The organism is Pontibacter sp. GD13 (genome assembly GCF_058216355.1).
Window position 1 is genome coordinate 464,849 of sequence record NZ_JBYZMQ010000002.1, and the last position, 25,250, is coordinate 490,098.

Annotated in this window: 22 protein-coding genes; 19 read left to right on the forward strand and 3 right to left on the reverse strand. The window is 49.0% G+C overall.

The window, feature by feature from the left end; all coding sequences use genetic code 11:
• Positions 1-173 precede the first annotated feature (173 nt).
• The 4 genes from AC4BAN_RS05645 (at position 174) to bshB1 (ending at position 4,050) form a co-directional block, all read left to right on the forward strand.
• Positions 174-1,037 (forward strand): sigma-70 family RNA polymerase sigma factor, encoded by an 864-nt coding sequence (locus AC4BAN_RS05645; RefSeq protein WP_007656436.1) that lies wholly within the window; start codon positions 174-176, stop codon positions 1,035-1,037.
• A 157-nt stretch (positions 1,038-1,194) separates the two neighbouring features.
• A complete protein-coding gene (gene trxB, locus AC4BAN_RS05650; RefSeq protein ID WP_490563401.1) occupies positions 1,195-2,133 on the forward strand; it encodes a thioredoxin-disulfide reductase in 939 nt (312 codons plus the stop codon).
• Between the two features lie 129 nt (positions 2,134-2,262).
• On the forward strand, positions 2,263-3,315 hold the full coding sequence (locus tag AC4BAN_RS05655; protein ID WP_490563402.1) for a peptidoglycan DD-metalloendopeptidase family protein: 1,053 nt from the start codon (positions 2,263-2,265) through the stop codon (positions 3,313-3,315).
• A gap of 15 nt (positions 3,316-3,330) precedes the next feature.
• A complete protein-coding gene (gene bshB1, locus AC4BAN_RS05660; RefSeq protein ID WP_490563403.1) occupies positions 3,331-4,050 on the forward strand; it encodes a bacillithiol biosynthesis deacetylase BshB1 in 720 nt (239 codons plus the stop codon).
• A 69-nt stretch (positions 4,051-4,119) separates the two neighbouring features.
• Here the strand turns inward: bshB1 and accC are convergent, their stop codons facing one another.
• The gene (gene accC, locus AC4BAN_RS05665) at positions 4,120-5,613 is read right to left on the reverse strand and encodes an acetyl-CoA carboxylase biotin carboxylase subunit (protein ID WP_490563404.1); all 1,494 of its coding nucleotides are present in this window, start codon (positions 5,611-5,613) and stop codon (positions 4,120-4,122) included.
• A 209-nt stretch (positions 5,614-5,822) separates the two neighbouring features.
• Here accC and AC4BAN_RS05670 point away from each other — a divergent pair, with 209 nt between their 5' ends.
• Complete coding sequence (locus tag AC4BAN_RS05670) at positions 5,823-7,061, forward strand: aminotransferase class I/II-fold pyridoxal phosphate-dependent enzyme (protein WP_490563405.1); 1,239 nt, start codon at positions 5,823-5,825, stop codon at positions 7,059-7,061.
• A gap of 106 nt (positions 7,062-7,167) precedes the next feature.
• Positions 7,168-7,359 carry a histone H1 gene (locus AC4BAN_RS05675; RefSeq protein WP_490563406.1) on the forward strand — a complete coding sequence of 64 codons (192 nt, stop codon included), beginning with the start codon at positions 7,168-7,170 and terminating at the stop codon, positions 7,357-7,359.
• Positions 7,360-7,437: 78 nt separating this feature from the next.
• Here the strand turns inward: AC4BAN_RS05675 and tyrS are convergent, their stop codons facing one another.
• Positions 7,438-8,742, reverse strand: a complete 1,305-nt coding sequence (gene tyrS, locus AC4BAN_RS05680; RefSeq protein ID WP_490563407.1) for a tyrosine--tRNA ligase — start codon at positions 8,740-8,742, stop codon at positions 7,438-7,440.
• A 156-nt stretch (positions 8,743-8,898) separates the two neighbouring features.
• On the opposite strand from tyrS, the gene holA reads away from it, so the two are divergent.
• The 9 genes from holA to trmB all read left to right on the forward strand — a co-directional run bounded on the left by holA (position 8,899) and on the right by trmB (position 20,114).
• The gene (gene holA, locus AC4BAN_RS05685; protein ID WP_490563408.1) at positions 8,899-9,945 is read left to right on the forward strand and encodes a DNA polymerase III subunit delta; all 1,047 of its coding nucleotides are present in this window, start codon (positions 8,899-8,901) and stop codon (positions 9,943-9,945) included.
• Between the two features lie 219 nt (positions 9,946-10,164).
• The gene (locus AC4BAN_RS05690) at positions 10,165-13,251 is read left to right on the forward strand and encodes a tetratricopeptide repeat protein (RefSeq protein WP_490563409.1); all 3,087 of its coding nucleotides are present in this window, start codon (positions 10,165-10,167) and stop codon (positions 13,249-13,251) included.
• 45 nt (positions 13,252-13,296) lie between these two features.
• Positions 13,297-14,985, forward strand: a complete 1,689-nt coding sequence (locus AC4BAN_RS05695; protein WP_490563410.1) for a hypothetical protein — start codon at positions 13,297-13,299, stop codon at positions 14,983-14,985.
• Between the two features lie 6 nt (positions 14,986-14,991).
• A complete protein-coding gene (locus tag AC4BAN_RS05700) occupies positions 14,992-16,125 on the forward strand; it encodes an HU domain-containing protein (protein ID WP_490563411.1) in 1,134 nt (377 codons plus the stop codon).
• A 1-nt stretch (position 16,126) separates the two neighbouring features.
• Entirely contained in the window at positions 16,127-16,831 is a 705-nt protein-coding gene (locus tag AC4BAN_RS05705) for a MotA/TolQ/ExbB proton channel family protein (protein ID WP_490563412.1), read from the forward strand.
• Between the two features lie 2 nt (positions 16,832-16,833).
• Positions 16,834-17,229 (forward strand): ExbD/TolR family protein, encoded by a 396-nt coding sequence (locus AC4BAN_RS05710; protein ID WP_490563413.1) that lies wholly within the window; start codon positions 16,834-16,836, stop codon positions 17,227-17,229.
• 13 nt (positions 17,230-17,242) lie between these two features.
• A complete protein-coding gene (locus AC4BAN_RS05715; protein WP_490563414.1) occupies positions 17,243-18,148 on the forward strand; it encodes a hypothetical protein in 906 nt (301 codons plus the stop codon).
• A 14-nt stretch (positions 18,149-18,162) separates the two neighbouring features.
• The gene (locus AC4BAN_RS05720; RefSeq protein ID WP_490563415.1) at positions 18,163-19,455 is read left to right on the forward strand and encodes a bifunctional folylpolyglutamate synthase/dihydrofolate synthase; all 1,293 of its coding nucleotides are present in this window, start codon (positions 18,163-18,165) and stop codon (positions 19,453-19,455) included.
• Positions 19,456-19,460: 5 nt separating this feature from the next.
• Positions 19,461-20,114, forward strand: a complete 654-nt coding sequence (gene trmB, locus AC4BAN_RS05725) for a tRNA (guanosine(46)-N7)-methyltransferase TrmB (protein WP_490563416.1) — start codon at positions 19,461-19,463, stop codon at positions 20,112-20,114.
• A gap of 40 nt (positions 20,115-20,154) precedes the next feature.
• Here trmB and trpF read toward each other — a convergent pair whose 3' ends face one another.
• The gene (trpF, locus tag AC4BAN_RS05730) at positions 20,155-20,778 is read right to left on the reverse strand and encodes a phosphoribosylanthranilate isomerase (protein WP_490563417.1); all 624 of its coding nucleotides are present in this window, start codon (positions 20,776-20,778) and stop codon (positions 20,155-20,157) included.
• 240 nt (positions 20,779-21,018) lie between these two features.
• On the opposite strand from trpF, the gene mnmA reads away from it, so the two are divergent.
• Genes mnmA through rpe form a run of 4 tightly spaced genes read left to right on the forward strand, consistent with a single transcriptional unit; the run spans position 21,019 to position 25,248 of the window.
• Positions 21,019-22,146 (forward strand): tRNA 2-thiouridine(34) synthase MnmA, encoded by a 1,128-nt coding sequence (gene mnmA, locus AC4BAN_RS05735; RefSeq protein WP_490563418.1) that lies wholly within the window; start codon positions 21,019-21,021, stop codon positions 22,144-22,146.
• Positions 22,146-22,883: a hypothetical protein gene (locus AC4BAN_RS05740; RefSeq protein ID WP_490563419.1), complete on the forward strand. Its 738-nt coding sequence runs from the start codon at positions 22,146-22,148 to the stop codon at positions 22,881-22,883. Before mnmA ends, AC4BAN_RS05740 begins: the two co-directional genes overlap by 1 nt.
• Before the next feature lie 3 nt (positions 22,884-22,886).
• Positions 22,887-24,551 carry a S8 family serine peptidase gene (locus tag AC4BAN_RS05745; protein WP_490563420.1) on the forward strand — a complete coding sequence of 555 codons (1,665 nt, stop codon included), beginning with the start codon at positions 22,887-22,889 and terminating at the stop codon, positions 24,549-24,551.
• Positions 24,552-24,591: 40 nt separating this feature from the next.
• Positions 24,592-25,248: a ribulose-phosphate 3-epimerase gene (rpe, locus tag AC4BAN_RS05750; protein ID WP_490563421.1), complete on the forward strand. Its 657-nt coding sequence runs from the start codon at positions 24,592-24,594 to the stop codon at positions 25,246-25,248.
• Positions 25,249-25,250 lie beyond the last annotated feature (2 nt).

Below are 25,250 nucleotides of genomic sequence, written 5' to 3' on the forward strand. Positions count from 1 at the left end.
TCTTGGTGCCTGCCTGAAAGGGTATTCCGGCACCAGGAGTTTTTTTATTTACCGCGCACCATGCTTTCTCCTTGATTTTATTTGTGAGAAGTAAGAACTTTGCGCGGTTTTCTGATGTTAAGTCACCGAGCCATTTCAAATTTTTACATTTATTGCCATAACATTATACTCTGATGAGACAACTCAAGATAAGCAAACAGATTACGAACCGCGAGAGCCAGTCGCTTGATAAATATTTGCAAGAGATCGGTAAAGTAGATCTGCTTACTCCGGATGAAGAGGTGTCCCTGGCACAGAGGATCAAAGAAGGCGATCAGTTTGCACTTGAGAAGTTAACGAAAGCTAACCTGCGTTTCGTTGTGTCGGTAGCCAAGCAGTACCAGAATCAGGGGTTGTCGTTAGGCGACCTGATCAACGAAGGTAACCTCGGTCTTATTAAAGCTGCAAAGCGCTTTGACGAAACAAGAGGATTTAAGTTTATTTCTTATGCCGTTTGGTGGATACGTCAGTCTATTCTGCAAGCATTGGCAGAGCAGTCGCGTATCGTACGCCTCCCACTAAACCGGGTAGGTTCACTTAACAAGATATCTAAATCATTCTCTGAGCTGGAGCAGAAGTTTGAGCGCGAGCCTTCGCCAGAAGAAATTGCCGAAGTGTTGGAGCTTACCACTGCCGAAGTAGTAGATACCCTCAAAATATCTGGTCGCCACGTATCCGTAGATGCTCCCTTTGTGCAGGGTGAGGAAAACCGTTTGCTGGACGTACTGGAGAACGAAGACGAAGAATCTCCTGATACAGGATTGATGAACGACTCGCTTCGCAAGGAGGTACAGCGCGCGCTTTCAACTCTAACCAAGCGCGAAGCAGATGTGATCACGCTCTATTTCGGTTTGAATGGGGAGCACTCTCTTACTTTAGAAGAGATTGGTGAGAAGTTTAACCTGACGCGTGAACGCGTGAGGCAGATTAAAGAAAAAGCCATCAGAAGGCTGCGTCATACTTCCCGCAGTAAGGCCCTGAAGCCTTACCTGGGATAAAAAGTACACAGCACCGCTTTTCTAAGATTAAAGCCCTGACCACGTGGTTAGGGCTTTTTTTAATGCTTGCGCCAGTCATTTTACAGCTGTTCATGCAGGCAGAGGCACAGAATTTTTGTATACTTGCATCCGAGTTTCTATAAGCTTAAAACATATCATGGAAATTGAACGAGTTAAATGCCTTATTATCGGTTCTGGTCCGGCGGGCTATACAGCAGCTATTTATGCCTCCAGGGCAGGCCTCAGTCCCATACTGTACCAGGGTCTTCAGCCAGGAGGACAGCTTACCATCACAAATGACGTAGAGAACTACCCTGGTTATCCTGAAGGAGTTATGGGCCCTGAGATGATGGAGGACTTTAAGAAACAGGCCGAACGATTTGGCACAGATGTGCGCTATGGTATTGCAACGAATGTCGATTTCTCCTCCCAGCCCCACAAAGTAACTATTGACGACCAGAAAGTAATCGAGGCGCATACTGTCATCATTTCCACCGGAGCGTCTGCCAAATGGCTTGGTCTGGACTCTGAATCACGCCTCAACGGAAGTGGTGTGTCGGCGTGTGCCGTGTGTGATGGGTTTTTCTACCGTGGGCAGGATGTGGCGATTGTAGGGGCCGGGGATACGGCTGCCGAGGAGGCCACTTACCTTGCTAATTTGTGTAAGAAAGTATATATGATCGTTCGGCGGGATGAAATGCGCGCTTCTACCATCATGCAGGAGCGGGTTAAGAAGACGAAGAACATCGAAATTCTCTGGAACACCGGAACCGATGAGATTTTGGGAGAGCACAGTGTGGAAGGGGTAAGGGTCAAAAATTTATTAACCGATGAAACCAGGGAAATTGCGGTACAGGGTTTCTTTGTTGCCATTGGCCATAAACCCAACTCGGATATTTTCCGGGAGTATTTGAACCTGGATGAAAACGGGTATATCCGTACGATTCCGGGAACTTCTAAAACCAATATAGACGGCGTTTTTGCCTGTGGCGATGTGCAGGATTTTACTTATCGGCAGGCGGTGACGGCTGCGGGTTCCGGCTGTATGGCCGCCCTGGACGCCGAACGTTATCTTGCCTCGCGTGAATTGCATTAAATTAAAATGCATCATACATTCTGTTTGCACTTATTTTTGAATCCTTATGTTAGGGAACTTACAATAATAAGCAACGGAAGTAGTTTAGTATGCAAATGTTTTAAGGCAACTTAGCCAAAGTTGATGCTCATGTCAAAATTAAGATACCCCTTATTTTTGGTATTTTTCTTATTCTGTTTAGTTGCCGGCGCCCAAAACGCTCAGGCACAGAGCAAGGTAAAAGACCTATTCAAGGTAAAGTCTCCTAAAATACAGTATGTTAGGCCAGACACTACTATTCTGATCAAGTACGAAGAGTTTCCGGATGAGAATTCAGATGCGGATCAGTCTATTTTTTTTAATCCAAAGAAGGAATTGTCTATCGTAAGCGAGGACACCTCTGAGCTGGACCTGGGTGAGCAGCACATCGTTGAGATGTCGGAGGAAGTTTTGCTCGATTCTTCCTGGGTTAAAATCGCAGGTTATTACGCCATTTGGGATACCCGCAACATCAACCCTTACAGAATGGACGGCAGGCAGCTAAAAGATTCTGTCGATATTAAACTGTACGACCCGCGCAATAACCGTAACTATAAAATGCCGCTTACTGAAACCCCCATCACCAGCCATTTTGGCTATCGGGGCTCGCGCTGGCATTATGGCACCGACATTGACCTGAACACAGGAGACTCTATTTTTTCTGCTTTTGATGGGGTTGTCAGGATCAATAAGTGGGATGGAGGAGGCTATGGCAACTACATTGTCGTGCGGCATTATAATGGGCTAGAAACGCTTTACGGCCACATGAGCAAGGCAATAGCGCAACCCGGCACCTTTGTTAAATCCGGCGACCTGCTCGGTTTAGGAGGAAGCACAGGCCGCAGTTCAGGTCCACACCTGCATTATGAGGTGCGTTACCAGGGTAACCCCATTGACCCGGAGAATATGTATGATTTTCCGGATTACCTGCTCAAAGGCGAAAACTTTGTCATTACCTCTGCTCTTTTCAACTATTCCAACCGCGCCAGGCCTTCCGGAGCCGCCAGCGCTGGAAGAAGAACCGCCTACCATACGGTTAGAAAAGGCGATACGCTTTCCGGCATAGCCAAAAAGTATGGGGTATCCGCAAGCCAGGTGGCCAAACTCAACGGCATGAGCACACGTTCTACACTGCGGGTAGGGAAAAAACTGCGTGTTAAATAAACCTTAAGCATTCCCATGAAATTAGATATACTGGCCTTCGCCTCTCATCCCGACGACATCGAACTAGGCTGCGCAGGCACTCTGTTGGCGCATATTGCGGACGGAAGAATGGTTGGCATCGCAGATTTGACAAAAGGGGAGTTAGGTACACGCGGAACTCCTGAGATCAGGATTCAGGAATCGGAGGCTGCATCTGCCATTTTGGGGATTGCGGCACGGGAAAACCTGGGCTTTGCGGATGGATTCTTTCAGAATGACCGGCAGCATCAACTCAAGGTTATTGAAGTAATCCGGAAGTATAAACCAGAGATTGTTTTGATCAATGCAATACATGACCGCCATCCGGACCATGGGCGCGGCTCAGTGCTGGTGTCGGAAGCCTGCTTTAAATCAGGTCTTAAAATGATTAGCACCCAGTCCGGCGCGGGGGAGGAGCAGGAAGCCTGGCGACCCAAAGCTGTTTACCATTATATTCAGGACCGTTTTATATCACCCGATCTGGTTGTGGACGTGACGGCACAGTGGGATAAAAAGATGGAGACCATCCGGGCGTTTAAGTCCCAGTTCTTCAACCCCGACGATACCAGCCCGAACACGTATATATCTTCACCTGAATTTATTAAATTCATTGAAGCCCGGGCCATGGAAATGGGGCACTCGATTGGGGTAACTTACGGGGAGGGCTTTACCAAAGAGCGCAATATTGGTATCAGAAGCTTTTTCGACCTTTTGTAGCAGCTCGCAGTCTCATAAACATAGTATAAGAAAGGGGTGTCAATTAAAGTTGACACCCCTTTCTTATACCTATATCCTGTTTTTACGCCAACTGCTTGTTGTGTTCGCGGATTGTTCAGTTGCGGTGACTTTTGGTTTTTTAGTGTTAAGAAGCATGGCCGCTAAAACGGCTGTAACCTCCTCTTCTTCCTGGCTCAGCTTCTCATCAAGCATTTCGGGCGTAAAATAGCGCTCGATAAACTTCGTGTCAAAATTACCGCTCACAAAAGCCTCATGCTGTAAAACAAACTTACCAAAGGGCAACGTGGTTTGGATACCCGTAATCTTATACTCATCTATGGCACGCAGCATTTTATCTATTGCCTCCTGCCGGTCCTTACCGAAAGTAACCAGTTTCGCGATCATGGGGTCGTAATAGATTGGGATAGTCATGCCTTGCTCAAAACCATCGTCAACACGCACACCGAGCCCTTGGGGGCGCTTGTAGGTTTCCAGGGTGCCGATGTCCGGAAGAAAATTATTGGCGGGGTCCTCGGCATAAACCCTTAGTTCCAGGGCATGCCCGTTAATTTCCAGATCCTCCTGCTTAAATTGTAAAGGATTACCCTCAGCGATCAGGATCTGCTCCTTCACCAGATCAAGACCCGTGATCTGCTCTGTTACCGGGTGTTCTACCTGCAGGCGTGTATTCATCTCCAGAAAATAGAAATTCAGCTTCTCATCTACCAGGAACTCCACGGTCCCGGCACCCACATAACTGCAAGCCTTGGCAACATTCACGGCGCAGCGGCCCATCTCGTCGCGCAGTGCAGAGGTCAGCACGGCTGAGGGAGCCTCTTCGATCACTTTCTGATGGCGACGCTGCACCGAGCATTCGCGCTCGAACAGGTGCACGATGTTACCATGCGTGTCGCCCAATACCTGAATCTCGATATGCCGCGGAGAGCCGATGTATTTTTCGATGAACACAGCGCCGTCGCCAAAAGCAGAAGTGGCCTCGCTGACGGCCAGTTGCATCTGCTCCTCAAATGCCTCCACGCTCTCCACGACGCGCATGCCTTTTCCACCGCCACCCGCACTTGCTTTGATCAGGATAGGAAATCCTACCTCAGAGGCTATCTGTTTAGCCGCTTCTACATCCGTAATGGCCTCTTCGGTGCCCGGCACCATGGGGATGTTGTATTTGGCAACGGCGGCCTTAGCGGCGAGCTTATTGCCCATTAACTCAATAGCTTCCGGCGACGGACCGATAAAGATCAGGCCGGCTTCCTGTACTTTCAGGGCAAAATCAGCGTTCTCTGACAAGAAACCATACCCCGGGTGAATGGCATCCACGCCGAGTTGCTTACAAACGTCCAGGATCACGTCTCCTCTCAGGTAAGACTCACTCGATTTGGGACCGCCCACGCAAACAGCCTCATCGGCAAAACGAACATGCAGGGCATTGCGGTCTGCTTCGCTGTAGACAGCCACCGTGCTGATCCCCATTTCTTTGGCAGTTCGCATTACCCGAAGTGCAATCTCACCCCTGTTCGCTATAAGTATCTTGTTAATTTTTTTCATCCGGGACCCTTAAATTCTAAAGTTCAAAGAAAGGGCATTGCCGGCAAACTTAAAAGCGTATTAATAAAAAGGTTCAGCGATATAGTATAGGAATTGTATATGTATCTTTAAAAGCATAAATTTGCATGGCAGTATGCCTTGTGTTTTCTTACACGTAAAAAGAAAGCACTTTATCCTGAAATTATCCCGATAACCTAATTTATATACAAGTGGATTTATTTGAAAAGTTGTTGACCAACAGAGGTCCATTAGGTAGCCACTCACATTATGCGCATGGCTACTTTACATTTCCTAAGCTAGAGGGGGAGATAGCGCCACGTATGAAGTTCAGGGGCAAAGAAGTACTTACCTGGAGCTTAAACAACTACCTGGGCCTGGCCAATCATCCAGAGGTGCGCAAAGCGGACGCCGAAGCTGCCGCTGAATGGGGCATGGCGTACCCAATGGGGGCACGTATCATGTCAGGTAATTCTAACCTGCACGAGCAGCTGGAGTCCGAACTTTCAGATTTTATTAAAAAGCCCGATACACTGTTGCTGAACTTCGGATATCAGGGGGTGGTCTCCATCATCGATGCATTGGTTGACCGCCATGATGTGATCGTTTATGATGCAGAGTCACATGCCTGTATCATAGACGGCCTTCGCCTGCACCAGGGCAAACGCTTTGTGTATGGCCACAACGACATGGAGAGCCTGGAGAAACAGCTAGAGCGGGCCACGCGCTGGGCTGATAATACCGGCGGATCCATCCTGGTTATTACCGAAGGTGTCTTCGGTATGTCAGGAAACATAGGAAGCCTGGATAAAGTGGTTGCTTTAAAGGAGAAATTCAGTTTCAGGCTGTTTGTGGATGACGCGCACGGTTTTGGAACCATGGGAGCAACGGGTGCGGGCACCGGCGAGTACCTGGGCTGTCAGGAAGGAATCGATATATATTTCTCTACTTTTGCCAAATCTATGGCGAGCATCGGGGCTTTTGTGTCTTCTAATGAGCAAGTAGTAGAATACCTGCGCTACAACATGCGATCGCAGATCTTTGCCAAGTCACTGCCGATGCCCCTGGTAGTTGGTGCCCTGAAGCGCTTGGAGCTGCTCCGCTCAAAGCCGGAACTGAAGGACAAACTTTGGGAAGTGGTGGATGCCCTGCAGTCCGGTCTTCGTGAGAAAGGCTTCAATATCGGCACCACGCAGTCGCCGGTAACACCCGTGTTCCTGAACGGTCAGATTCCGGATGCTACCCAGTTAACCCTGGATCTGCGAGAAAACTATAGCATTTTCTGCTCCATCGTGGTCTATCCGGTAGTGCCTAAGGATGTGATCATGCTGCGTCTTATTCCAACGGCTGCCCATACTTTGGACGACGTAGAGGAAACCATCGCGGCATTTGAAAAAATTGCACAAAAATTGGACAAAGGCTTGTATGCAAGTCCGGCAGTTACCGCATAGGTGCTTTAAAAGGCATATATTAAATTTTCTTAATTTTTGCTTGTTTGTCACAAATGTGTATATTGGAGCTGTATTAACAATTGTTTCACTATAACAAATAGCTACAATGAACAACAACTTTAACAAATTGAAAGACTTGGTAATGTCGTTAGAATCTGATTTTGAAAAGTTCTACGATAAGAATAACGCAGCTGCCGGTACTCGTGTACGCAAAGGCATGCAGGATCTTAAAAACATGGCTCAGGACATCCGTAAGGAAGTTCAGGATGCAAAAAACAGCTCTGCAGAGAAGAAATAAGCTCAGAGATGGCTGTTACAAATAAAAAAGGTGACCTGAAAAGGCCACCTTTTTTATTTGTAACAATATGAAAATCAATTATTTAACTGAAATCAGGTAATAATTCTTCTTTCCCTTCTGCACCACCAGGTACTTTTGAAGCAGCAGTTCGAAATCTGCGCCCTCATCCGGGCCCTGCACCTTTTGCCTGTTCAGGCTAACGCCGCCATTTTTAATCATGCGCCTTGCTTCGCCTTTCGAGTCAAAGATCAGGCCTGCTGTTATCTCAGAGAGCAGGTCCGTTACGTTTCCAGCATCCTGAAAGCTGCTCTGGCTGATCTCTATCAGGGGCACACCTTCGAACACAGCGAGCAAAACATCCTCTTTCAGCCCCTTTAATGTCTCTAAATCACCCTTGCCGAATAAAATTTCTGATGCTTCTACAGCCGATTCATACTCTTGCTCAGAATGCACCCGAATTGTAACATCTTTAGCTAAAGCTTTCTGTAAAACCCGTAAATGAGGGGCTTGTTTGTGTTCTTCGGCCAGTCGTTCAATCTCTTCTTGAGGAAGCAATGTATAGACCTTTATCAGCTTCCCGGCCTCCTCATCCGAAAGGTTAAGCCAGAACTGGTAAAATTTATAAGGGGAGGTAAGGGCAGGGTCCAGCCACACATTGCCACCCTCTGACTTACCGAACTTTGTGCCATCTGATTTTGTGACCAATTTGCCTACCAAGGCAAAAGCCTTTCCTCCATCCATGCGGCGGATAAGCTCGGTGCCAGTTGTAATGTTGCCCCACTGGTCGGAGGCACCCATCTGCAGGCGCACGCCGTTGTTTTTATACAGATGGTAAAAATCGTATCCTTGTATCAGTTGGTATGAGAACTCCGTGAAGGAAAGCCCTTCGGCGCGTTCCCCTTCTTCGTCAGCGCTGATTCGCTTCTTAACCGAATCCTTGGCCATCATGTAATTCACGGTCAGGTGTTTGCCTACCTCGCGCAGGAAACCCAAAAAGTTAAACTCCTTAAACCAGTCGTAATTATTAACAATTTCGGCGGAATTGGCGCCGCAGTCGAAATCGAGGAACTTCTCCAGCTGCGCGCGAATCCCATCCTGGTTGGCTTGCAGCGTGCTTTCATCCAGCAAGTTCCGCTCCGACGATTTTCCGGAAGGGTCACCGATCATACCGGTGGCGCCTCCCACCAACGCATAGGGCTTATGGCCTGCGCGCTGCAACTGAACCAGCAACATAATAGTAGCCAGGTTGCCGATATGGAGCGAGGCCGCGGTTGGGTCAAAGCCGATGTAACCTGACTGCATTCCCGATGCCAATTGCTCTTCAGTACCAGGCATGAAATCGTGGAGCATGCCTCTCCATCTTAATTCTTCTATCAAATTCATGTATTTCAAATTCAGGTATCAAGGCAAATATAAAAAAGAGTTAGCAGTTAAAGCGCGAAAGGTCCCCAGCTTTTATCAATCTTACCTTATTATGCCGAATTACTTTGAGATTCCCGCTGATGCCTTAAATTTGTAAACCGATCTTAAGGAGCAACCATGGCACATACACCCGAGGGCATAATAGAGCAGCTTAAAAAGAATCAGTTCGCACCCATTTATTTTTTGCAGGGCGAAGAGTCTTTTTATATTGATGCCATTGCCGATTATATCGAGAAGCACGCACTGCAGGAGCATGAAAAAGGCTTCAACCAGGTTATACTTTATGGAAAGGATGTGGAGGTGGCAAACGTACTGCTGCAGGCCAAGCGTTTTCCGATGATGGCGGAACGCTCCGTGGTGATCGTGAAGGAGGCCCAGAGCATACAGGACATAGAGAAGGAGGAAGGCATGAAACAACTGGAGGCTTACCTGCAGAAACCCTTGCCCTCCACTATATTGGTGTTTTGCTACAAGCACAAAACACTGGACGGAAGGAAAGCGCTGGCCAAAGCCATAGGTAAACACACCGTGCTGCTCACCACCAAAAAATTATACGATAACCAAGTGCCGGCCTGGGTGAGCGGTTACCTGAAACAAAAAGGAGCTAAAGCTAGTCCGCAGGCAGTTGTCATGCTCAGCGAGCACATTGGGTCTGACTTATCAAGGCTGGCCAACGAGATCGATAAGTTACTGATCAACCAGAAACCAGGCACCACGATAGACGAAAAGGTAGTACTGGAGAACGTCGGCATCAGCAAAGAGTATAATATTTTTGAACTGCAGGCCTCTCTTATTGCGCGCGATAGCCTGAAGGCGAACCGCATCATCCATTTTTTTGAAGCCAACCCCAAAAACAACCCGCTCATTCCCAATTTGTCCATGCTCTTTAACTTTTTCACGAAATTACTGACCCTCCACATGCAGGCCGACAAGTCGGAGCAGGGCCTTCGAAAGAGCCTGGGCAACCAGGGTTGGAAGGTGAAGGATTATGTAATCGCCTTGCGCGTGTATCCGCTGCCGCGCTGCGCAGGCATTATACATGAGATTAGAACAGCAGATTTGCAGGTGAAGGGAATTATAGGCGGCAACATGTCAGAAGCGGATATTTTGAGGGAGCTTGTTTTTAAGATCATTCATCCTGTGCCCAGCGTCATGGCGTACTGAAACACATTTTAAAAACCTATACAATAAATATAGCGCTTCCTGCATTGTATAATTGGCCTGCTTAGTCTGGGTTGGCGCTATTTGGATTTAAAAAAATAAACCCGGGCAAGGCTTCTTAAATTTTAATTAACTTTGAGAGATGTATGTCTCCCCGGCAAGGCAGTAATACAAACGAGGGGAGGTGTATCGCTGGTAAAACGCATTAACCTGAAGCTCCTTATGGGTGACAAGAAACATATGAATTTAGCTTATAAAGTAGCCCTCGTCTCCGTACTGGCTGGTGGGTCGCATGTGGTGGCTGCGCAGCACACACAGGCCTTTACTGCCGATGAAAGATTTTACCACGAAGGCGTAGAGCTATTCGACCGTGCCAAGTATGGCCCTGCCCAGGAGGCATTCAGAAAGTATATTGACCTGATAGGTGACAATGCCCGAACATCGGATGCCCGCTACTATTATGCTTTGAGCGGTTTGTACCTGCTTCACCCCGATGCAGAACAGCTGATACTGGACTTTGTGCAAAAATACCCCACGCACCCTAAAACAGCGCTGGCCAACTACGAACTGGGTCTGTATTACTTTGAGCAAAAGGATTTTAAGAAAGCGGTGGAACTGTTAAAACTTGCTCCAACTCACCTGTTAAGCATCAAGCAAAACAAGGAACTGGAGTTTAAGCTGGGCTACTCATACTTTGCCACCAAGGATTTCGACAACGCCAAAATTTATTTCGATAAAAACAAAACGACCGGTTTCCGGGAGGATGAGCACCGCTTTGGATATGCCTCCAGTTACTACGCCGGTTATATTGCATACCGCAAGGGCGACTATGCCAGCGCGAAAGCAGATTTAAAAGTAGCTGAGAAGAATGAGGCTTACGCGAACATTGTGCCATACATGATCACGGAGATACTCTACAAAGAGAATGATATTTATGAAGTGATCCGTTACGGCGAAGCTGCCCTGGCCAGAAAGCCTGAAGTACAGCAGGCGGATGAAATTGCCTTGCTGGTGGGGGATGCCTATTATCAGAAAGCGGATTATAAAACGGCGGAAAAATACCTGAGCCGTTTTGCAGAGGGGAAGCGAACCCTTGATCCAGTGGTGCAGTATAAAATTGCGATCACAGATTACAAGAACAACAACTTCAAAAACGCTATTGCCAACTTAAAGGCAGTAGCACTTAAAAAAGATGCTTTAGGTCAGAATGCAGCCTATTACCTGGGGTTGAGTTACCTGAAGGAAAACAACAAGCAATTCGCCCTGACTGCTTTTGATCAGGCCCGCAAGAACGACAAGGACAAGGACGTAACAGAGGCCGCTACCATCAAGTATGCCCAGGTGAGTTACGAGCTCGGCAATTTTAAAGAGGTGATCAACTCGCTGTCGGAGTTCCACAAAAACTACCCTGATTCCGATCAGGCAGAGGAGGCGGATAAACTCCTGAGCGAGGCCTACTTTAGCTCTAACAATTACGCCGATGCCATTCGCCATATAGAAAGTATGGAGAAAAAGACCTGGCGGATTTTACAGACCTATCAGCGGGTAACCTATTACCATGCCGTTAACCTGTTCAACGACGCCAAGTTTCAGCAAGCGGTGCAGATGTTGGACAAGTCGTTGCAGTACCCTTACGACAAAGAAGTTACAGCGGCAAGCCATTTCGTGAAAGGAGAGGCGTATTCCATCGGGCAGCGTTACCCCGATGCCATTAATAGTTATGGCGCCGTGTTCCGCACCTCGCCGGGTGCCAAGGAGGACTACTACACCAAGTCGCGCTATGGCATTGGCTACGCGTATTACAACACAAAGGAGTACGACAAGGCCATGACGCACTTTAAGGCGTATCTGGATGCGATCAAGCCGAGTAACCCGAATTACAACGATGCCACCTTGCGACTGGCCGATACCTATTATGTGAATAAGAAATACAGTGAAGCGCTCAACCTCTATGAGCGTGTGGTAGCCTCCAGCTCTCCGGACCGTGATTATGCCTTGTTCCAAAAAGGAGTGGTGAACAGCATTATCGGCAAAAACGATAAAGCAGTGCAGGCCCTGCAGGAGATCATTGCCAAGTTCCCAAGTTCCCGCTACGTAGACGATGCCCAGTACCAGCGCTCCCTGATCGACTTTGAATCGGGTAATTACCAGGCCGCAGTAACAGGTTTCTCTACCCTGATAAACACTATGCAAGATAGCAAGCTGGTTCCGGCTGCCCTGCAGAAGCGTGGAATAGCCTATGCCAACCTGCAGCAGAACGAGAAAGCAATCGCCGACCAGCAGCGTGTATTGAATGAGTTCCCGGATTCTAAAGTGGCAAGCGGTGCCTTGTACAGTTTACAGGAGGTGCTGGGGTCCGAGAACCGTACGAATGAGTTTGATGCTTACCTGAACAAGTATAAATCAGCCAACCCGGATGACAGTGCGCTGGAAAGCATTGAGTTTAACGCGGCCAAGAACCTGTATTTCAGTCAGAAATACGAGCAGGCTATTCCTAAGTTTGAAGCTTATGTAAAGGCTTACCCCAAGAGCAAGTTTGTTTCGGATGCGAACTATTTCATTGCTGATTCTTATCTGCGGCAGAACCAGACGCAGGTTGGCTTACAGCGTATGAAAGCGGTGATTGGAGAGAATAAAACTGAATTCGTGAACCGCGCCATACAGCGTGTGGCAGATATTGAGTTCGAAGCGAAAAACTACAACGAGGCAATTAAATACTATGGCCGCCTTCGCGACCTGGCCACCAACCGCAAGGAACAGCAGACAGCCCTCACGGGCTTAATGCATAGTTATTTCAAAACCGGCGACTATGATGGTTCCAAACGCGTAGCCAACGAGCTGATCAGCCAGGGCAACGCCTCACTGAACGCATACAACTCAGCGCTGCTCTACAAAGGTAAGTCCAGTTATGCCCAGGGCAACCTGGACCAGGCCCTGAAAGAGTTGCGTGAAACGGCGCAGGCCGCATCGGATGTGAACGGTGCCGAAGCCCAGTACCTGGTGGCGGAGGTTCTGTATAAGCAGAAAAAATACCAGGAATCATTGGACGTCGCTTTCAGCTTCAACAACAGGTTCTCAAACTATGATACCTGGCTGGGCAGAACATTCCTGATCATTGCGGACAACTATGTCGGCCTGAACGAGATGTTCCAGGCAAAAGCAACCCTAAACTCTATCATTCAGAATGCCCCGAACAAAGAAATCGTGGCGGAAGCGAAGCAAAAGCTGGCTAAACTGGAGGGCGGCACCGCTCCAACCCAAACGCCGGAGGAGCAGGTGCCGGTAAGCGATACGACAGATCAGCAGTAGCACACCGCGTTTCTTAAACCGAATATTCAGAACAGAATCATCACCATGAAAAATAGAACCAAATTAGCTACGCTTGCTATTGTTTTATCAGTCGGCTACAGCTTTCTGAATCAGGCGCAGGCACAAACACAGGGTTGGGGAGAAGGAGCGAAGCTGGAGGATGCCGAAATTGTGGTGGAGAAGAACCGCGTGATAGAATTACCACAGGCAGCCCGCAACTTCGAGAAATTCAGGATTCCGCCACCGGAAACCGGAGACCGCAATGTGCGCTACCGCTTCGTGGATTACCGCCTGCCATCGCAGGACATAAACCTGCAGATGAAGGTGCTGACCATTAAGCAGGACGAATTGTCTAAGCTGTACGGAAACTACTTGAAGGCCGGGATCGGGAACTATGGCAGTTTATACCTGAAAGGCTACTTTCATAACAAACGCAGCGATGTGGCTGACTTCGGCGCACAGGTAAGCCATGTTTCCTCGGCTCGCGGCCCCGTCGACAAAGGCAACTCAGCCGTGGCCAACAGTGCGATCAGTGCGCATGGCGAGCGTTATTTAAAGGGGGCCACCGTGGGTGGGAGTCTGGGCTATGGCCGTGACCTGTATCATTTTTATGGGTATGCGCCCGCCATGGAGCAGCAGATCGATAAAGATGCTATCAAGCAGGTGTTTAACCGGATAGCTGCCGAGGCTTTCTTGCATAACCAAACCTCCGGGGCTCCATTGCTGTACAAAACCGATGTGCGGTTCAATTACCTCAACGATCATTACAACCTGAGCGAGGCGAACTTCGCGGTAGGCTTTAAGAGTGAGTATGTGGTGGATGAGGTCTCCGCTTTTAAAGTGGATGCTGACGTGTCCATTTTATCGCAGAGTGACTCGGCTACTGTTAGCCGTAATTTCGTGAAAGTACACCCAGTGTACCAGCGCCAGTTGAATGCCCTGCGCCTTACATTGGGTGCGGTGGTGGCCTACACAGGTGATGAGGTGAACGATGCCCGTAAATTTAACATCTATCCGGACATTCGTTTAGGGGTAGAGCCCATTAAGGATAACCTGCTGATTTATACTGGCTTAGGCGGCGACCTGAAAAGGGTGACTTTATATGGACTGACCCAGGAGAATCCTTGGCTGGCACCGAATGTACAAGTGGCAGACATCAACAAAGGGTTAGAGCTGTATGGGGGCTTTCAGGCCAACATTGCCAACTATGTGCACCTGACAGGTCGCGTGGCCTACCAGAATTTCCGCAATCTATACTTTTACAACAACTCCGTCAGCGATTCTACCAAGTTCGACCTGGTGTATGACGATGGCTTAACAAATGTTTTAAATTTTTATGCTGAGGCCTCTTTCAATTATTCTGATGAGATCAGGTTGGGCTTAAAGGCTGATTATAACAAGTATGACCTGGCTACCCTCGAGCAACCGTTTCACCGCCCGGAACTGATGGCAAGCGTTTTCGGCACCTATAACTTCTATGATAAGATTCTCTTTAATTCAGAACTTTATTATATTGGGAATTCATTTGGGCGGATCACCAGGCCGGATGGAACAACAGTACTCAGGCAAACTGACACCATTGTGGATCTGAACCTGAAGGCTGATTACAAATTCACAAATAATTTTACCATTTTTGTGATGGCAAATAATATACTGGGTCAGAAATACGAAAGGTTCGTTAACTACCCAAGTAAAAGCATAAACCTGTTAGGTGGGGTTACCTACTCTTTCTAAAAGCCTATGGTAGAAAAGCACATAAAGTCTCTGCTCTATGACCATGACTGTGTCATCATCCCTGATTTCGGGGGCTTGATCACGCGTTATGTGTCAGCTTGTATGAATCCGGTTAAGCACAGCCTTGCACCGCCTTCTAAAACAATCGCTTTTAATGAGAAGCTGGTTTTAAACGATGGTTTGCTGATCAGCACCATCGCTTACAGAAACAATATCACAAAAGAAGAAGCACAGAGACTTGTTTCTGCTTTTGTATTTCGGGCCAAAGCCACTTTGCAGAACGAGGATAGATTTATACTTAAGGATGTAGGGGTGTTTAAGTATAACCCCGAACGTAAGCTGGAATTTGAGTACGTGGCTGCCGACAACTTTCTGGAAGCCAGCTTCGGGTTACCCGACCTGGTGCTCAGACCAATTCGGGTAGAGGAGCCAGCCATGATGCGCACGTTGCTGAAAGAGCACCAGCAGGAGCCTTTCAACATGAAGCAGCCCCTGCGCAAGCGCCTGAAGCGGGCCTACAATGTGGCGGCGGGTTTAGCCCTCACGGGCCTCACAGCCTCCGCACTTTACTTTTTCTCGCTCCAAACGCCTTACAATTTAAGCAGCCTTAATCCGATCATGCTTTTCAGTTCGGGTTTCAATATCTCGAATGCAACACCCGATAAATACTCCAGCGATTATGTGCCCTTCACCGAGGAGGAACGCGCTGCGGCGTACCAGGTTTTTTTGCCTTCTGTAGCCGCAGCGGTGTCACTAACGGAGGAATATGCAGCAGACGAAGTAGCTTTAGTTGTAAGCGATGCTTTAGCTGAAGTTAATGAAGTTGTTGATAACAAGGAGATTGCGCGGGACGAGCCTGTTGTGGAGGAAACGAAAACAATAGCGCCTGTACTTACAATTAATGGCAAAACCGGACGTTTTTACATCATTACCGGGGGTTACTCTACATTGCAGAATGCCGAGGCAAGCCGAACGGCAATCCGCAATAAAGGAGAGGATTCAAAAGTGCTGTTACCAGGCGCCGGAAGCAGGTTATTTCGTGTATCGGTAGCAGACTTTGCCACGGAGGCCGAGGCGCACCAGGCTATTGCCGCTTATAAAAAATCATTCGGAGAAACAATTTGGGTTTTTAATTATTAAAATGACTTCACTCTTCTTACAAATCACAACTACACCCGCTGATACTGCAGTGGCTTTAGCTGAAGGGGCTACGGCAACTGATAACTCCGTATCGCTTTTTGATTTAGCCATGAACGGCGGCTGGGCCATGTATCCGCTCCTCCTGCTGTCGTTGGCCGGCATCTATATTTTTGTGGAGCGTTACCTCACCCTGAAGAAAGCGGCTAAAACCCCCGAAGGGTTTAACGACCGGATCAAAAGCATGGTGCTTGCCGGTGACATTAACGGGGCTAAAATGCTTTGCGCGCAGGCGAACTCACCTATCTCCAGAATGATCTCAAAAGGCGTGTCGCGCATCGGCAGTCCCTTGAAAAACATCGAAACCTCGATCGAAAACGTGGGCAAGATTGAGATCAGCCGCCTGGAAAGAAACCTGTCTGCCCTGGCCACTATAGCGGGTGCCGCGCCAATGTTAGGATTTTTAGGTACTGTAACCGGTATGATCGGTGCTTTTATCGCTATCGCACAGGCAGAGGGCACAGTTAGCCCGAAGTTACTATCCAGCGGTATTTACGAGGCAATGGTGACCACTGCAACGGGTCTGATCATCGGCCTTCCGGCTTATGTAGGCTACAACTACCTTGTTTCTAAAATTGACAACATCGTACATTCCATGGAATATTCATCCATCGAATTCCTAGATCTGTTACAAGAACCACAACTGTAAGCATGAATCTTCGCTCTAAGAACAGGATAAACCCTGAGTTCAGCATGTCGTCCATGACGGACATTATTTTTCTGTTGCTGATATTCTTCATGCTCACTTCAAATTTTGTCACACCTTCCGGTTTGCCAGTTAGCCTGCCAAGCAGCAAGACTTCGGATATAGTGATGCAAAAAGTGAGTGTGACCATTACCGAGGACCTCAAGTATTACCTGAACGACAAGCCCATTGCATTAGAAGACATCGAGCCACAGCTGACAACCCTGTTACAAGGAACAGAAGAAGGAGCCGTGGTGTTACACGTTGATAAGAGCGTGCCTGTAGAGCATTTAGTAAAGGTGGCAGGCATAGCCAAGAATCTGAATGCAAGTGTTACCCTGGCCACCGTGCCCGCAGAATAAGGTTAGGAAATTTATGTCCATCGCACTCACGCCACAGGAAGTAAAGAATAAGCGCATAGCCGCCGGTATCAGCATTGCCGTGCACGCGCTTATCCTGTTATTCCTGATCTACATGCTCGCCTGGCAGCCCGCTAGTCCGCCTGCAGAAGAGTATGGCATTGAAATGAATTTCGGTATGGATGCGGTAGGGAGTGGTGATATCCAGACAAAGGCTGTAGCGAACGTATCCAAGAACAAGCAGGATAGTAAACCCGCCCCAACACAGCCAGATCCTTTACCGGAACCACAGCCTGTTGCAGCGGCTACTCCGCCAGCTCAGCCTGTAGAGACACCCAAGGTAACCACCACCACAGCTGATGCGCCTGTATCGGTGAAAGAGGTCGTAAAACCACAGCCCAAGCCACAGCCTACCAAAGAAGTTGCAAAGGAGCCGGCCAAGGAGACACCGAAAGAAGTCGTAAAAAAGGAGCCTGAGAAACCAAGGTCGCTTTACCCGGGCACCCCTACCAACAGTACCGGAACAGGTAAAAGCGGCACCTCTGACCAGGCCACCGGAAATAACAACGGCGACGATACCGGGAAAGTAGGCGACAAAGGTGACCCCGATGGTAAAGTTGACGCCAAATCACTGTACGGCAAAGCCGGCGGTGGCAGCGACGGCTTGGACATGCCTGGCTGGCGCTTCGACATCAAACCACAGAAAGACCCTTACACCAACGAGTCGGGGATTGTGAAGTTCAGGATAAAAGTAGATTCTGATGGAAATGTTACAAGTGCTGATGTGATCGAATCTACTGTGTCGCCGCACGTAGTAAATTGGTACAAGGACCAGCTCTTTACCAAGGCATCTCTGGTAAGAACCGGAAACGGATCAGCAGGAGCCTCGGGTGTGGTTACTTTTGTAATCCGTTCACGCTAACATTTTTTAGATTAATGACCTATCAAGCCTGTCTTGATTATTTATACCAGCAATTGCCGATGTACCAACGCATCGGCAATGCTGCTTTTAAAAAGAGCCTGGATAACATCATCGCGCTTTGTGATGCGCTCGGGCAGCCCCAGCTAAAGTTCAGATCCATACATGTGGCAGGTACCAACGGCAAGGGGAGCAGCTCGCACATGCTGGCTGCCGTGCTACAAGCATCCGGCTATAAAATCGGCTTGTATACTTCGCCGCATCTTAAATCTTTTACAGAGCGGGTACGCGTAAGTGGCGCCGAGCTGCCACAGGACTACCTGATCCGTTTCGTGGAGCAGCATAAGAGCCTGTTCGAAGCAATAAAACCCTCTTTTTTTGAGATGACGGTAGCACTTGCGTTTAAGTACTTCGCTGATGCGCAGGTGGACATCGCCGTTATAGAAGTAGGCCTCGGCGGCAGGCTCGATTCCACCAACATCATTACTCCCGAGGTTTCTTTGATCACGAATATCGGCCTGGACCACCAGGCTCTGCTGGGGGACACGCTACCCGCCATCGCCTTTGAAAAAGCAGGCATCATAAAACCTGGCGTGCCGGTGGTCATCAGTACCCGGCAGCAAGAAGTAGCGGATGTGTTCGAGGCTAAAGCAGCAGCAGTGCAGGCGCCTTTATGCTTTGCCACCGACCATTTTAAACTTAACCTGGTGGAAGGGGATATGCAGCGCCAGGTTTACCAGGTATTCGAAAAGGGGCAGGTATACCTGGCAGGGCTCGAAATTGACCTGGCGGGCACTTACCAAAAGTATAACCTGCCCGGCGTGCTGCAGGTGCTGCAACTATTGGTTGAAAAAGGCTATCATATTTCCCAGGAGGCACTCAGGCAGGGGTTAGCGCATGTAAAGAGCACCACCGGACTGAAAGGGCGCTGGCAGATCCTGGACCGATCGCCTTTAACCATCTGTGATACAGGCCACAATGAGGATGGCATTAAACAGATTGTGCAGCAGTTGGCGGCCCTGCACCCCAAGCAGGTGCATATGGTTTTCGGAATGGTAAATGACAAAGACGTTAGGCCTGTGCTGGCACTGTTACCCAAAAGCTACCGCTATTACTTTTGCCAGGCAACCATACCCAGGGCTTTGCCGGTCGGGGAGCTGTTGGAACATGCAGCACTTGCCGGGCTTTCAGGTCAGGCTTATCCAGGTGTAGCGCAGGCTATGGCAGCAGCCAGATCAAACGCGGCACCCGACGAGGTTATATTTATAGGAGGCAGTACCTTTGTGGTAGCCGAAATAGAGGATTTATAAAGAGCATGGGAAGATCGAAATTAGCAAAGTTTGCAGCAATTGCCGTGCACGACAATGTCGTGCAGGAGGGGGATGAGCTTTACGGCCAGATAGGAGGGAAATGGGGCGAGTTACAGTTCGAAAACGATAACCCTATTGTGCTGGAAGTTGGCTGCGGACGCGGGGAATATACCATTGGCATGGCAACACTGCACCCCAACAAAAACTTTATCGGCACCGACATCAAAGGGGCCAGGATATGGAAGGGGAGTACCATGGCGCAGGAAGCGGGGCTGGAGAACGTGGCATTTTTGCGCACCTTTGTGGAGCGGATAGAAGACCAGTTCGCTCCCCATGAAATTGATGAGATCTGGATCACCTTTCCTGATCCACGCCCTAAAGACCGGGATGTTAAAAAAAGACTAACAGCACCGGGCTTCTTGGATAAATACACGCGCATTTTAAAACCCGGCGGTACTATACACCTTAAAACGGATAACCTTGATCTGTTTAACTTTACGCTAGAGGTGTTACAGGAAAGGAGCGTATCCGGGCTGCTTCATACTTCAGACCTGTATGCGTCAGATCTGCAGGAGCATACCATGGGGATTTACACAACCTATGAAAAGCGTTACCTGGCCGAGGGCATTAAAATAAAGTATCTGCAGTTTAAAGTATAGCCAACAGCGAGATTGGGGTGATCTGTCAGATCACCCTGCTTTAAGCTTCTTCTATTTCCTCAAAAATATCCTGTAGCTCGTCAAAATCCTTGAGGCCGGGTTTTATTTCATGACCGCCCTGCAAACCAATGCCCTCCGGCCTTATTTGAGACAGGGTAGCATTGATGTTGCCTTTGTCGAGGCCGAAGCCCAGGTAAATGGTGTACTCTTTTGCCAGGTTAGCCAGAAACCTGGTGTTTGTCTCGTCAATGGTCGTGAAATCTTCGGAATAGATGATGAAGGCGTGCACCACCGTGTTGTAGAGCTCCATCATTTCGAGCAACTCGCTTTCAACGGTATCTTTGTTGATGAAGATCTTCTGAATAACAGGACAGTTGATCTCCTCGATCTCGTCTATCAGGTAGGGGGTATCCAACTGGATAAAGTCCAGTCCGAAGTCAGCCACCATGTCGTTGATGATCTCTGGTTTTGCCCGCTCAAACTCACCGGCCAGTTTCACGCCAGACACCCAACCCGTGATTTCTTTTAAGATTTCGGGGGCCACACGCGCCTGATCATCCAGCTTCAGGTTGAAACTGATGATGTCTACGCCCATGCCGGCACAGTAACGCGCATCGCTTAAATTATTTATTCCGTTAACTATTACTGAGGTACGTAGCGACATTGTAAGCTATTCTTTAATTATTAAGTTTGAGGTGCTGGTAATTTTAGACTTCAAAGTAAAAGCCAATTCTAACACGATGCTACCTTTTAAGCATTTTTTTTACTGTTCTTTCTATTTCTTAAATGGCATCTCTCTTATTTGTAGCTACAATATTTGGGTGCCTGAATCTTTATTACTCTGCAGTTGTTGCTATATTTGTGTAAAATCAATATTAAGTCGCACGCAAGAGTTTTTAGATAGATGAGTACAAAAGGAAGGGTTTTGGTAGCCATGAGCGGGGGGATTGACAGTTCAGTGGCAGCAGTGATGTTACACGAGCAGGGGTATGAGGTAATCGGCATGACCATGAAAACCTGGGATTACGCCTCCAGCGGGGCCAGCAAGAAGGAAACGGGCTGCTGTAGCCTCGATTCCATCAACGATGCCCGCAACATTGCCGTTACCCTGGGGTTTCCGCATTATATTATTGATATCCGCGAGGAGTTCGGCGATTTTGTGATCAACCATTTTACGGATGAATACCTGGCAGGTCGCACACCAAACCCATGCGTGCTTTGCAATACCCATATTAAGTGGGATGCCCTGCTGCGCCGTGCCGATCAGCTTGGCTGCGAGTTCATCGCCACGGGCCACTATGCCAATATCAGGGAGGAGAACGGACGCTTTGTGATCTCCAAAGGACTGGATGCGCACAAAGATCAGTCTTACGCCCTTTGGGGAATATCACAGCAAAGCCTTAGCCGCACCATTTTCCCGCTGGGCAAACTGCATAAAACCGAAATCCGGCAGATGGCCCTGGACCGCGGCTTTACGGAGCTCGTAAACAAACCAGAGTCTTACGAGATCTGCTTCATACCTGATAACGACTATCGGGGCTTCCTGAAAAGGCGCGTAGCAGGTTTAGAGGAAAGTGTAGCCGGCGGAGAGTTCGTGCTGGAGGATGGCACCGTTGTGGGCAGCCACGAGGGGTATCCGTTTTACACCATAGGCCAACGCAAGGGGCTCGGGATAGCCCTGGGTTTCCCGGCGTACGTCACGCGCATCGAAAAGGAAATGAACCGCGTCGTGCTGGGTAATTTTGAGGAACTGGCCAAAAATGCCATGACTGTCGGGAAGCTGACGCTGGGCAAGTATGAAAACCTGATCGGCCAGCCACTGCCAACCATTACCAAAGTGCGCTACAACGACCCGGGCACAGAGGCTATTGTTGAGCAGGTAGGAGACAAGATGATGGTGCATTTCCTGAGCGGTGTGCATGCCATTGCGCCCGGACAGGCGGCCGTTTTCTACGAGGGCGATGATGTGATTGGCGGAGGCTGGATTGAAACCAACTATAATTTAGACTATAAGCTGGACGTGTTACAATAATGATGAAAAAAGCGCTGTTTGTCTTCCTGTTGCTGGCCGCAAGTATAGCGGGCTGCAAAGAAAACTATGTGACCCCTGATCAGGAAGCGCTCGGCCTGGCCTATTACCCCTTGGCTGTCGGGGATTACCGCATTTATAATGTGACCGATATTCGGTTTAAGTTTAATGTGGGCGATACCACACGATTTCAGATGAAAGAACGCGTGGACACTTCTTTCTATGATCAGACAAACACGCTGAACTACAAGATCATCCGCTCCGTGAGGCCAAATGAGCAGAGCCCCTGGGAAGACGATTCTGTGCAGGTTGTTTCAAAAACTGAAAGTATGGTGCTGCTCACAAAGGATAACACCAAGTATGTGAAGCTGGTGTTTCCCGTAAAAGAGGGGGCCACCTGGGTAGGAGATGCCTATAATGACCACATCATTAATGATAAGGAATCGGACTTTTACCTGCGAAAGGAACAGAATATGTATACCCGGGTCGGGGAAACGTATCAACTCACTGGCAAGGCTTACCCTAACTCGGTCGTGGTTTTAAAGGGGACTCCGGCCAAGTACACCACGCATTTAGATGACCGCCGTGAAGTTTATTCAAAAGGGATCGGGCGCATTTATACGCTTTTTAACCGCGTTTACTATGCTAGCTGTACCGCCGACTCCTGCCCTGACGGGGCGGATTACAAACTACAGGGCCATGAGCGCCATGAGGTGTTGGTAACTTACGGAAGCAGGTAAGCTATGCGCCCGCTGCTGATTTACCTGAGCTTTTTGTTTTTAGCGCCCTGGCCAGTGGCGCTGGGGCAGACAAGTGGATCAACAGCCCCTCAAAAACGCCTCGTTTACTTTACCGATAAATACGGATCACCTTATTCGCTGCAGCAGCCCTTGGCATTTCTGTCGCCGAAGGCGTTGGAACGCAGAAAAAGGCAACGCATTGCCTTAACCACTCGCGATCTCCCTGTAAACCCAGCCTACGTAACCGCCATAAAAGCCGAGGGCATAGTGGTTTGGTATACTTCCCGGTGGTTTAATGCGGCAGTAGTAACGTGCAGTCAGGAACAGTTAAACGCCCTTGAAAACCTTTCTTTCGTTAAATCCAGCATCACGCTTAACCGTTTAGTGGCACCTGCTGCGCCTGCACCTCATGCCCTGAAACCTATAGAGGTTTCTCCCATTTCTCTTTTGGCCATGGACATGTCTGCCCAGGGAGATTATGGCCTTGCCTATCATCAGGCAAATATGCTGGGAGCAGTTGCATTGCATGAAGCCGGTTACACAGGGGCAGGAATGTCCATTGCTGTGCTGGATGCCGGTTTCCCGGCTGTGCAGCAGCTGGACGCCTTTGCGCATCTGTTTAAGCAAGATAAAATTAAGGGAACGTTTGACTTTGTCCGGAAGCAGGCTGACGTTTATGCTTCCAGTTCGCACGGCACCGCTGTTTTATCTACCATGGCCGCCTTTGCCCCCGGCAAAATGATCGGGACGGCGTATGAAGCAGACTACCTGCTATTGCGGACGGAAGACGCAGCCTCTGAACACCAGATAGAAGAGATAAACTGGCTGTTAGCCGCCGAGTATGCAGATAGCGCCGGTGCGGATGTCATCAACTCCTCCCTTGGCTATACAACTTTTGATAATCCTTCAAAAAGCTATACGTATGCTGACCTGGACGGAAACACGACCCTGGTAGCGCGCGCCGCCGATCTGGCAGCCGCAGCCGGCATATTGGTTGTGGTGAGCGCGGGCAATGAGGGTAACAGTGGCTGGCAATACATCTCATCACCGGCGGATGCGGATTCGGTGTTAGCGGTTGGCGCAGTAGATTCCCTTGGCGTCAAAGCTTCTTTCAGCTCTTTTGGCCCAAGTGCCGATGGCCAGGTAAAACCGGATGTGGTGGCACTAGGCCAGGGAGCTTACGTGCTCAGTACCTCAGGTCGCGTACTGAAAGGGAATGGCACGTCCTTCTCCGGTCCGATCATGGCGGGTTTTGCCACCAGCCTCTGGCAGGCCAATCGGCGTAAAACGAACTACGACATGATTCAGCTGCTACGCCGGATGGGCAGTAACTTCACCTCACCCGATAACAGAACGGGCTATGGCATACCGACCTACAGGCAGTTCCTGGCCCTGCAGGGGCGTTTGCCTGAAAAGCAGGAGATCGTGATTTCAAACCCCGTAGTGCAGGGCCCGGTGGTGTTGACCCTGGGCTTCGATTGGCTACAGCAACCCGTAGAAGTACTTATAATGGATGCCACCGGCAAGCAGGTGTTTGAGCAGGTGATAACAGATGGAACCCTGGAGCAGGAGCTGAATATCCAATCCCATCATTTGCGCAAGGGCCTCTATTTGTGTCGGCTACGATCCGGAGCGTTAAGCACAACGGTTCGTTTCGTTAAAATATAATCCGCTTTTGATTCCTAATTAATCAACTACCTTTGCAAGTATGAAACCCATTATAGCCCCTTCCATCTTAGCTTCTGATTTTGCAAACCTGCAAGCGGAGGTAGAGATGCTGGAAAAAAGCCAGGCCGACTGGCTGCATATCGACATCATGGACGGCCGTTTTGTGCCCAACATCTCATTTGGTTTCCCTGTAATGGAGGCAATCAGGCGCCACTCCAAAAAACCGATGGATGTCCACCTCATGATCGTGGAGCCGGAGCTGTATATCGAGCGTTTCAGGGATGCCGGTGCCGATACGATCTGTGTGCACCTGGAAGCCTGCAACCACCTGCACCGCACCATACAGCAGATTAAAGCCACGGGGGCCAAGGCTGGCGTAGCACTTAACCCGCATACCTCAGTGCAGTTGCTGGAAGATGTGATCGCTGACCTCGACATGGTTTGCCTCATGTCGGTTAACCCCGGGTTTGGCGGCCAGAAGTTCATCGAGAACACCTATAGAAGAATCGAGTCGCTCAAAAACCTGATTAAGGCCAACAACTCGCATGCACTCATAGAAGTGGACGGGGGGGTGAACGAAAACAATGCACAGCTTCTGCTGGATAAAGGCGCTGATATACTGGTTGCCGGAAGCTTCGTATTCTCTTCTGCCAATCCTGAGCAAACCATCGCCAACCTGAAGAACCTATCTAAATAGAC

Bases quoted from the DNA above. Each gene is read 5' to 3' on its own strand.
- trpF (WP_490563417.1), bottom strand. From the start codon at position 20,778: ATGTCGCTACGTACCTCAGTAATAGTTAACGGAATAAATAATTTAAGC.
- AC4BAN_RS05710 (WP_490563413.1), top strand. From the start codon at position 16,834: ATGAATCTTCGCTCTAAGAACAGGATAAACCCTGAGTTCAGCATGTCG.
- AC4BAN_RS05720 (WP_490563415.1), top strand. From the start codon at position 18,163: ATGACCTATCAAGCCTGTCTTGATTATTTATACCAGCAATTGCCGATG.
- AC4BAN_RS05695 (WP_490563410.1), top strand. From the start codon at position 13,297: ATGAAAAATAGAACCAAATTAGCTACGCTTGCTATTGTTTTATCAGTC.
- bshB1 (WP_490563403.1), top strand. From the start codon at position 3,331: ATGAAATTAGATATACTGGCCTTCGCCTCTCATCCCGACGACATCGAA.
- trxB (WP_490563401.1), top strand. From the start codon at position 1,195: ATGGAAATTGAACGAGTTAAATGCCTTATTATCGGTTCTGGTCCGGCG.
- mnmA (WP_490563418.1), top strand. From the start codon at position 21,019: ATGAGTACAAAAGGAAGGGTTTTGGTAGCCATGAGCGGGGGGATTGAC.
- AC4BAN_RS05645 (WP_007656436.1), top strand. From the start codon at position 174: ATGAGACAACTCAAGATAAGCAAACAGATTACGAACCGCGAGAGCCAG.
- AC4BAN_RS05715 (WP_490563414.1), top strand. From the start codon at position 17,243: ATGTCCATCGCACTCACGCCACAGGAAGTAAAGAATAAGCGCATAGCC.
- AC4BAN_RS05740 (WP_490563419.1), top strand. From the start codon at position 22,146: ATGATGAAAAAAGCGCTGTTTGTCTTCCTGTTGCTGGCCGCAAGTATA.
- AC4BAN_RS05705 (WP_490563412.1), top strand. From the start codon at position 16,127: ATGACTTCACTCTTCTTACAAATCACAACTACACCCGCTGATACTGCA.
- holA (WP_490563408.1), top strand. From the start codon at position 8,899: ATGGCACATACACCCGAGGGCATAATAGAGCAGCTTAAAAAGAATCAG.
- AC4BAN_RS05700 (WP_490563411.1), top strand. From the start codon at position 14,992: ATGGTAGAAAAGCACATAAAGTCTCTGCTCTATGACCATGACTGTGTC.
- AC4BAN_RS05690 (WP_490563409.1), top strand. From the start codon at position 10,165: ATGGGTGACAAGAAACATATGAATTTAGCTTATAAAGTAGCCCTCGTC.
- trmB (WP_490563416.1), top strand. From the start codon at position 19,461: ATGGGAAGATCGAAATTAGCAAAGTTTGCAGCAATTGCCGTGCACGAC.
- tyrS (WP_490563407.1), bottom strand. From the start codon at position 8,742: ATGAATTTGATAGAAGAATTAAGATGGAGAGGCATGCTCCACGATTTC.
- AC4BAN_RS05655 (WP_490563402.1), top strand. From the start codon at position 2,263: ATGTCAAAATTAAGATACCCCTTATTTTTGGTATTTTTCTTATTCTGT.
- accC (WP_490563404.1), bottom strand. From the start codon at position 5,613: ATGAAAAAAATTAACAAGATACTTATAGCGAACAGGGGTGAGATTGCA.
- AC4BAN_RS05745 (WP_490563420.1), top strand. From the start codon at position 22,887: ATGCGCCCGCTGCTGATTTACCTGAGCTTTTTGTTTTTAGCGCCCTGG.
- AC4BAN_RS05675 (WP_490563406.1), top strand. From the start codon at position 7,168: ATGAACAACAACTTTAACAAATTGAAAGACTTGGTAATGTCGTTAGAA.
- rpe (WP_490563421.1), top strand. From the start codon at position 24,592: ATGAAACCCATTATAGCCCCTTCCATCTTAGCTTCTGATTTTGCAAAC.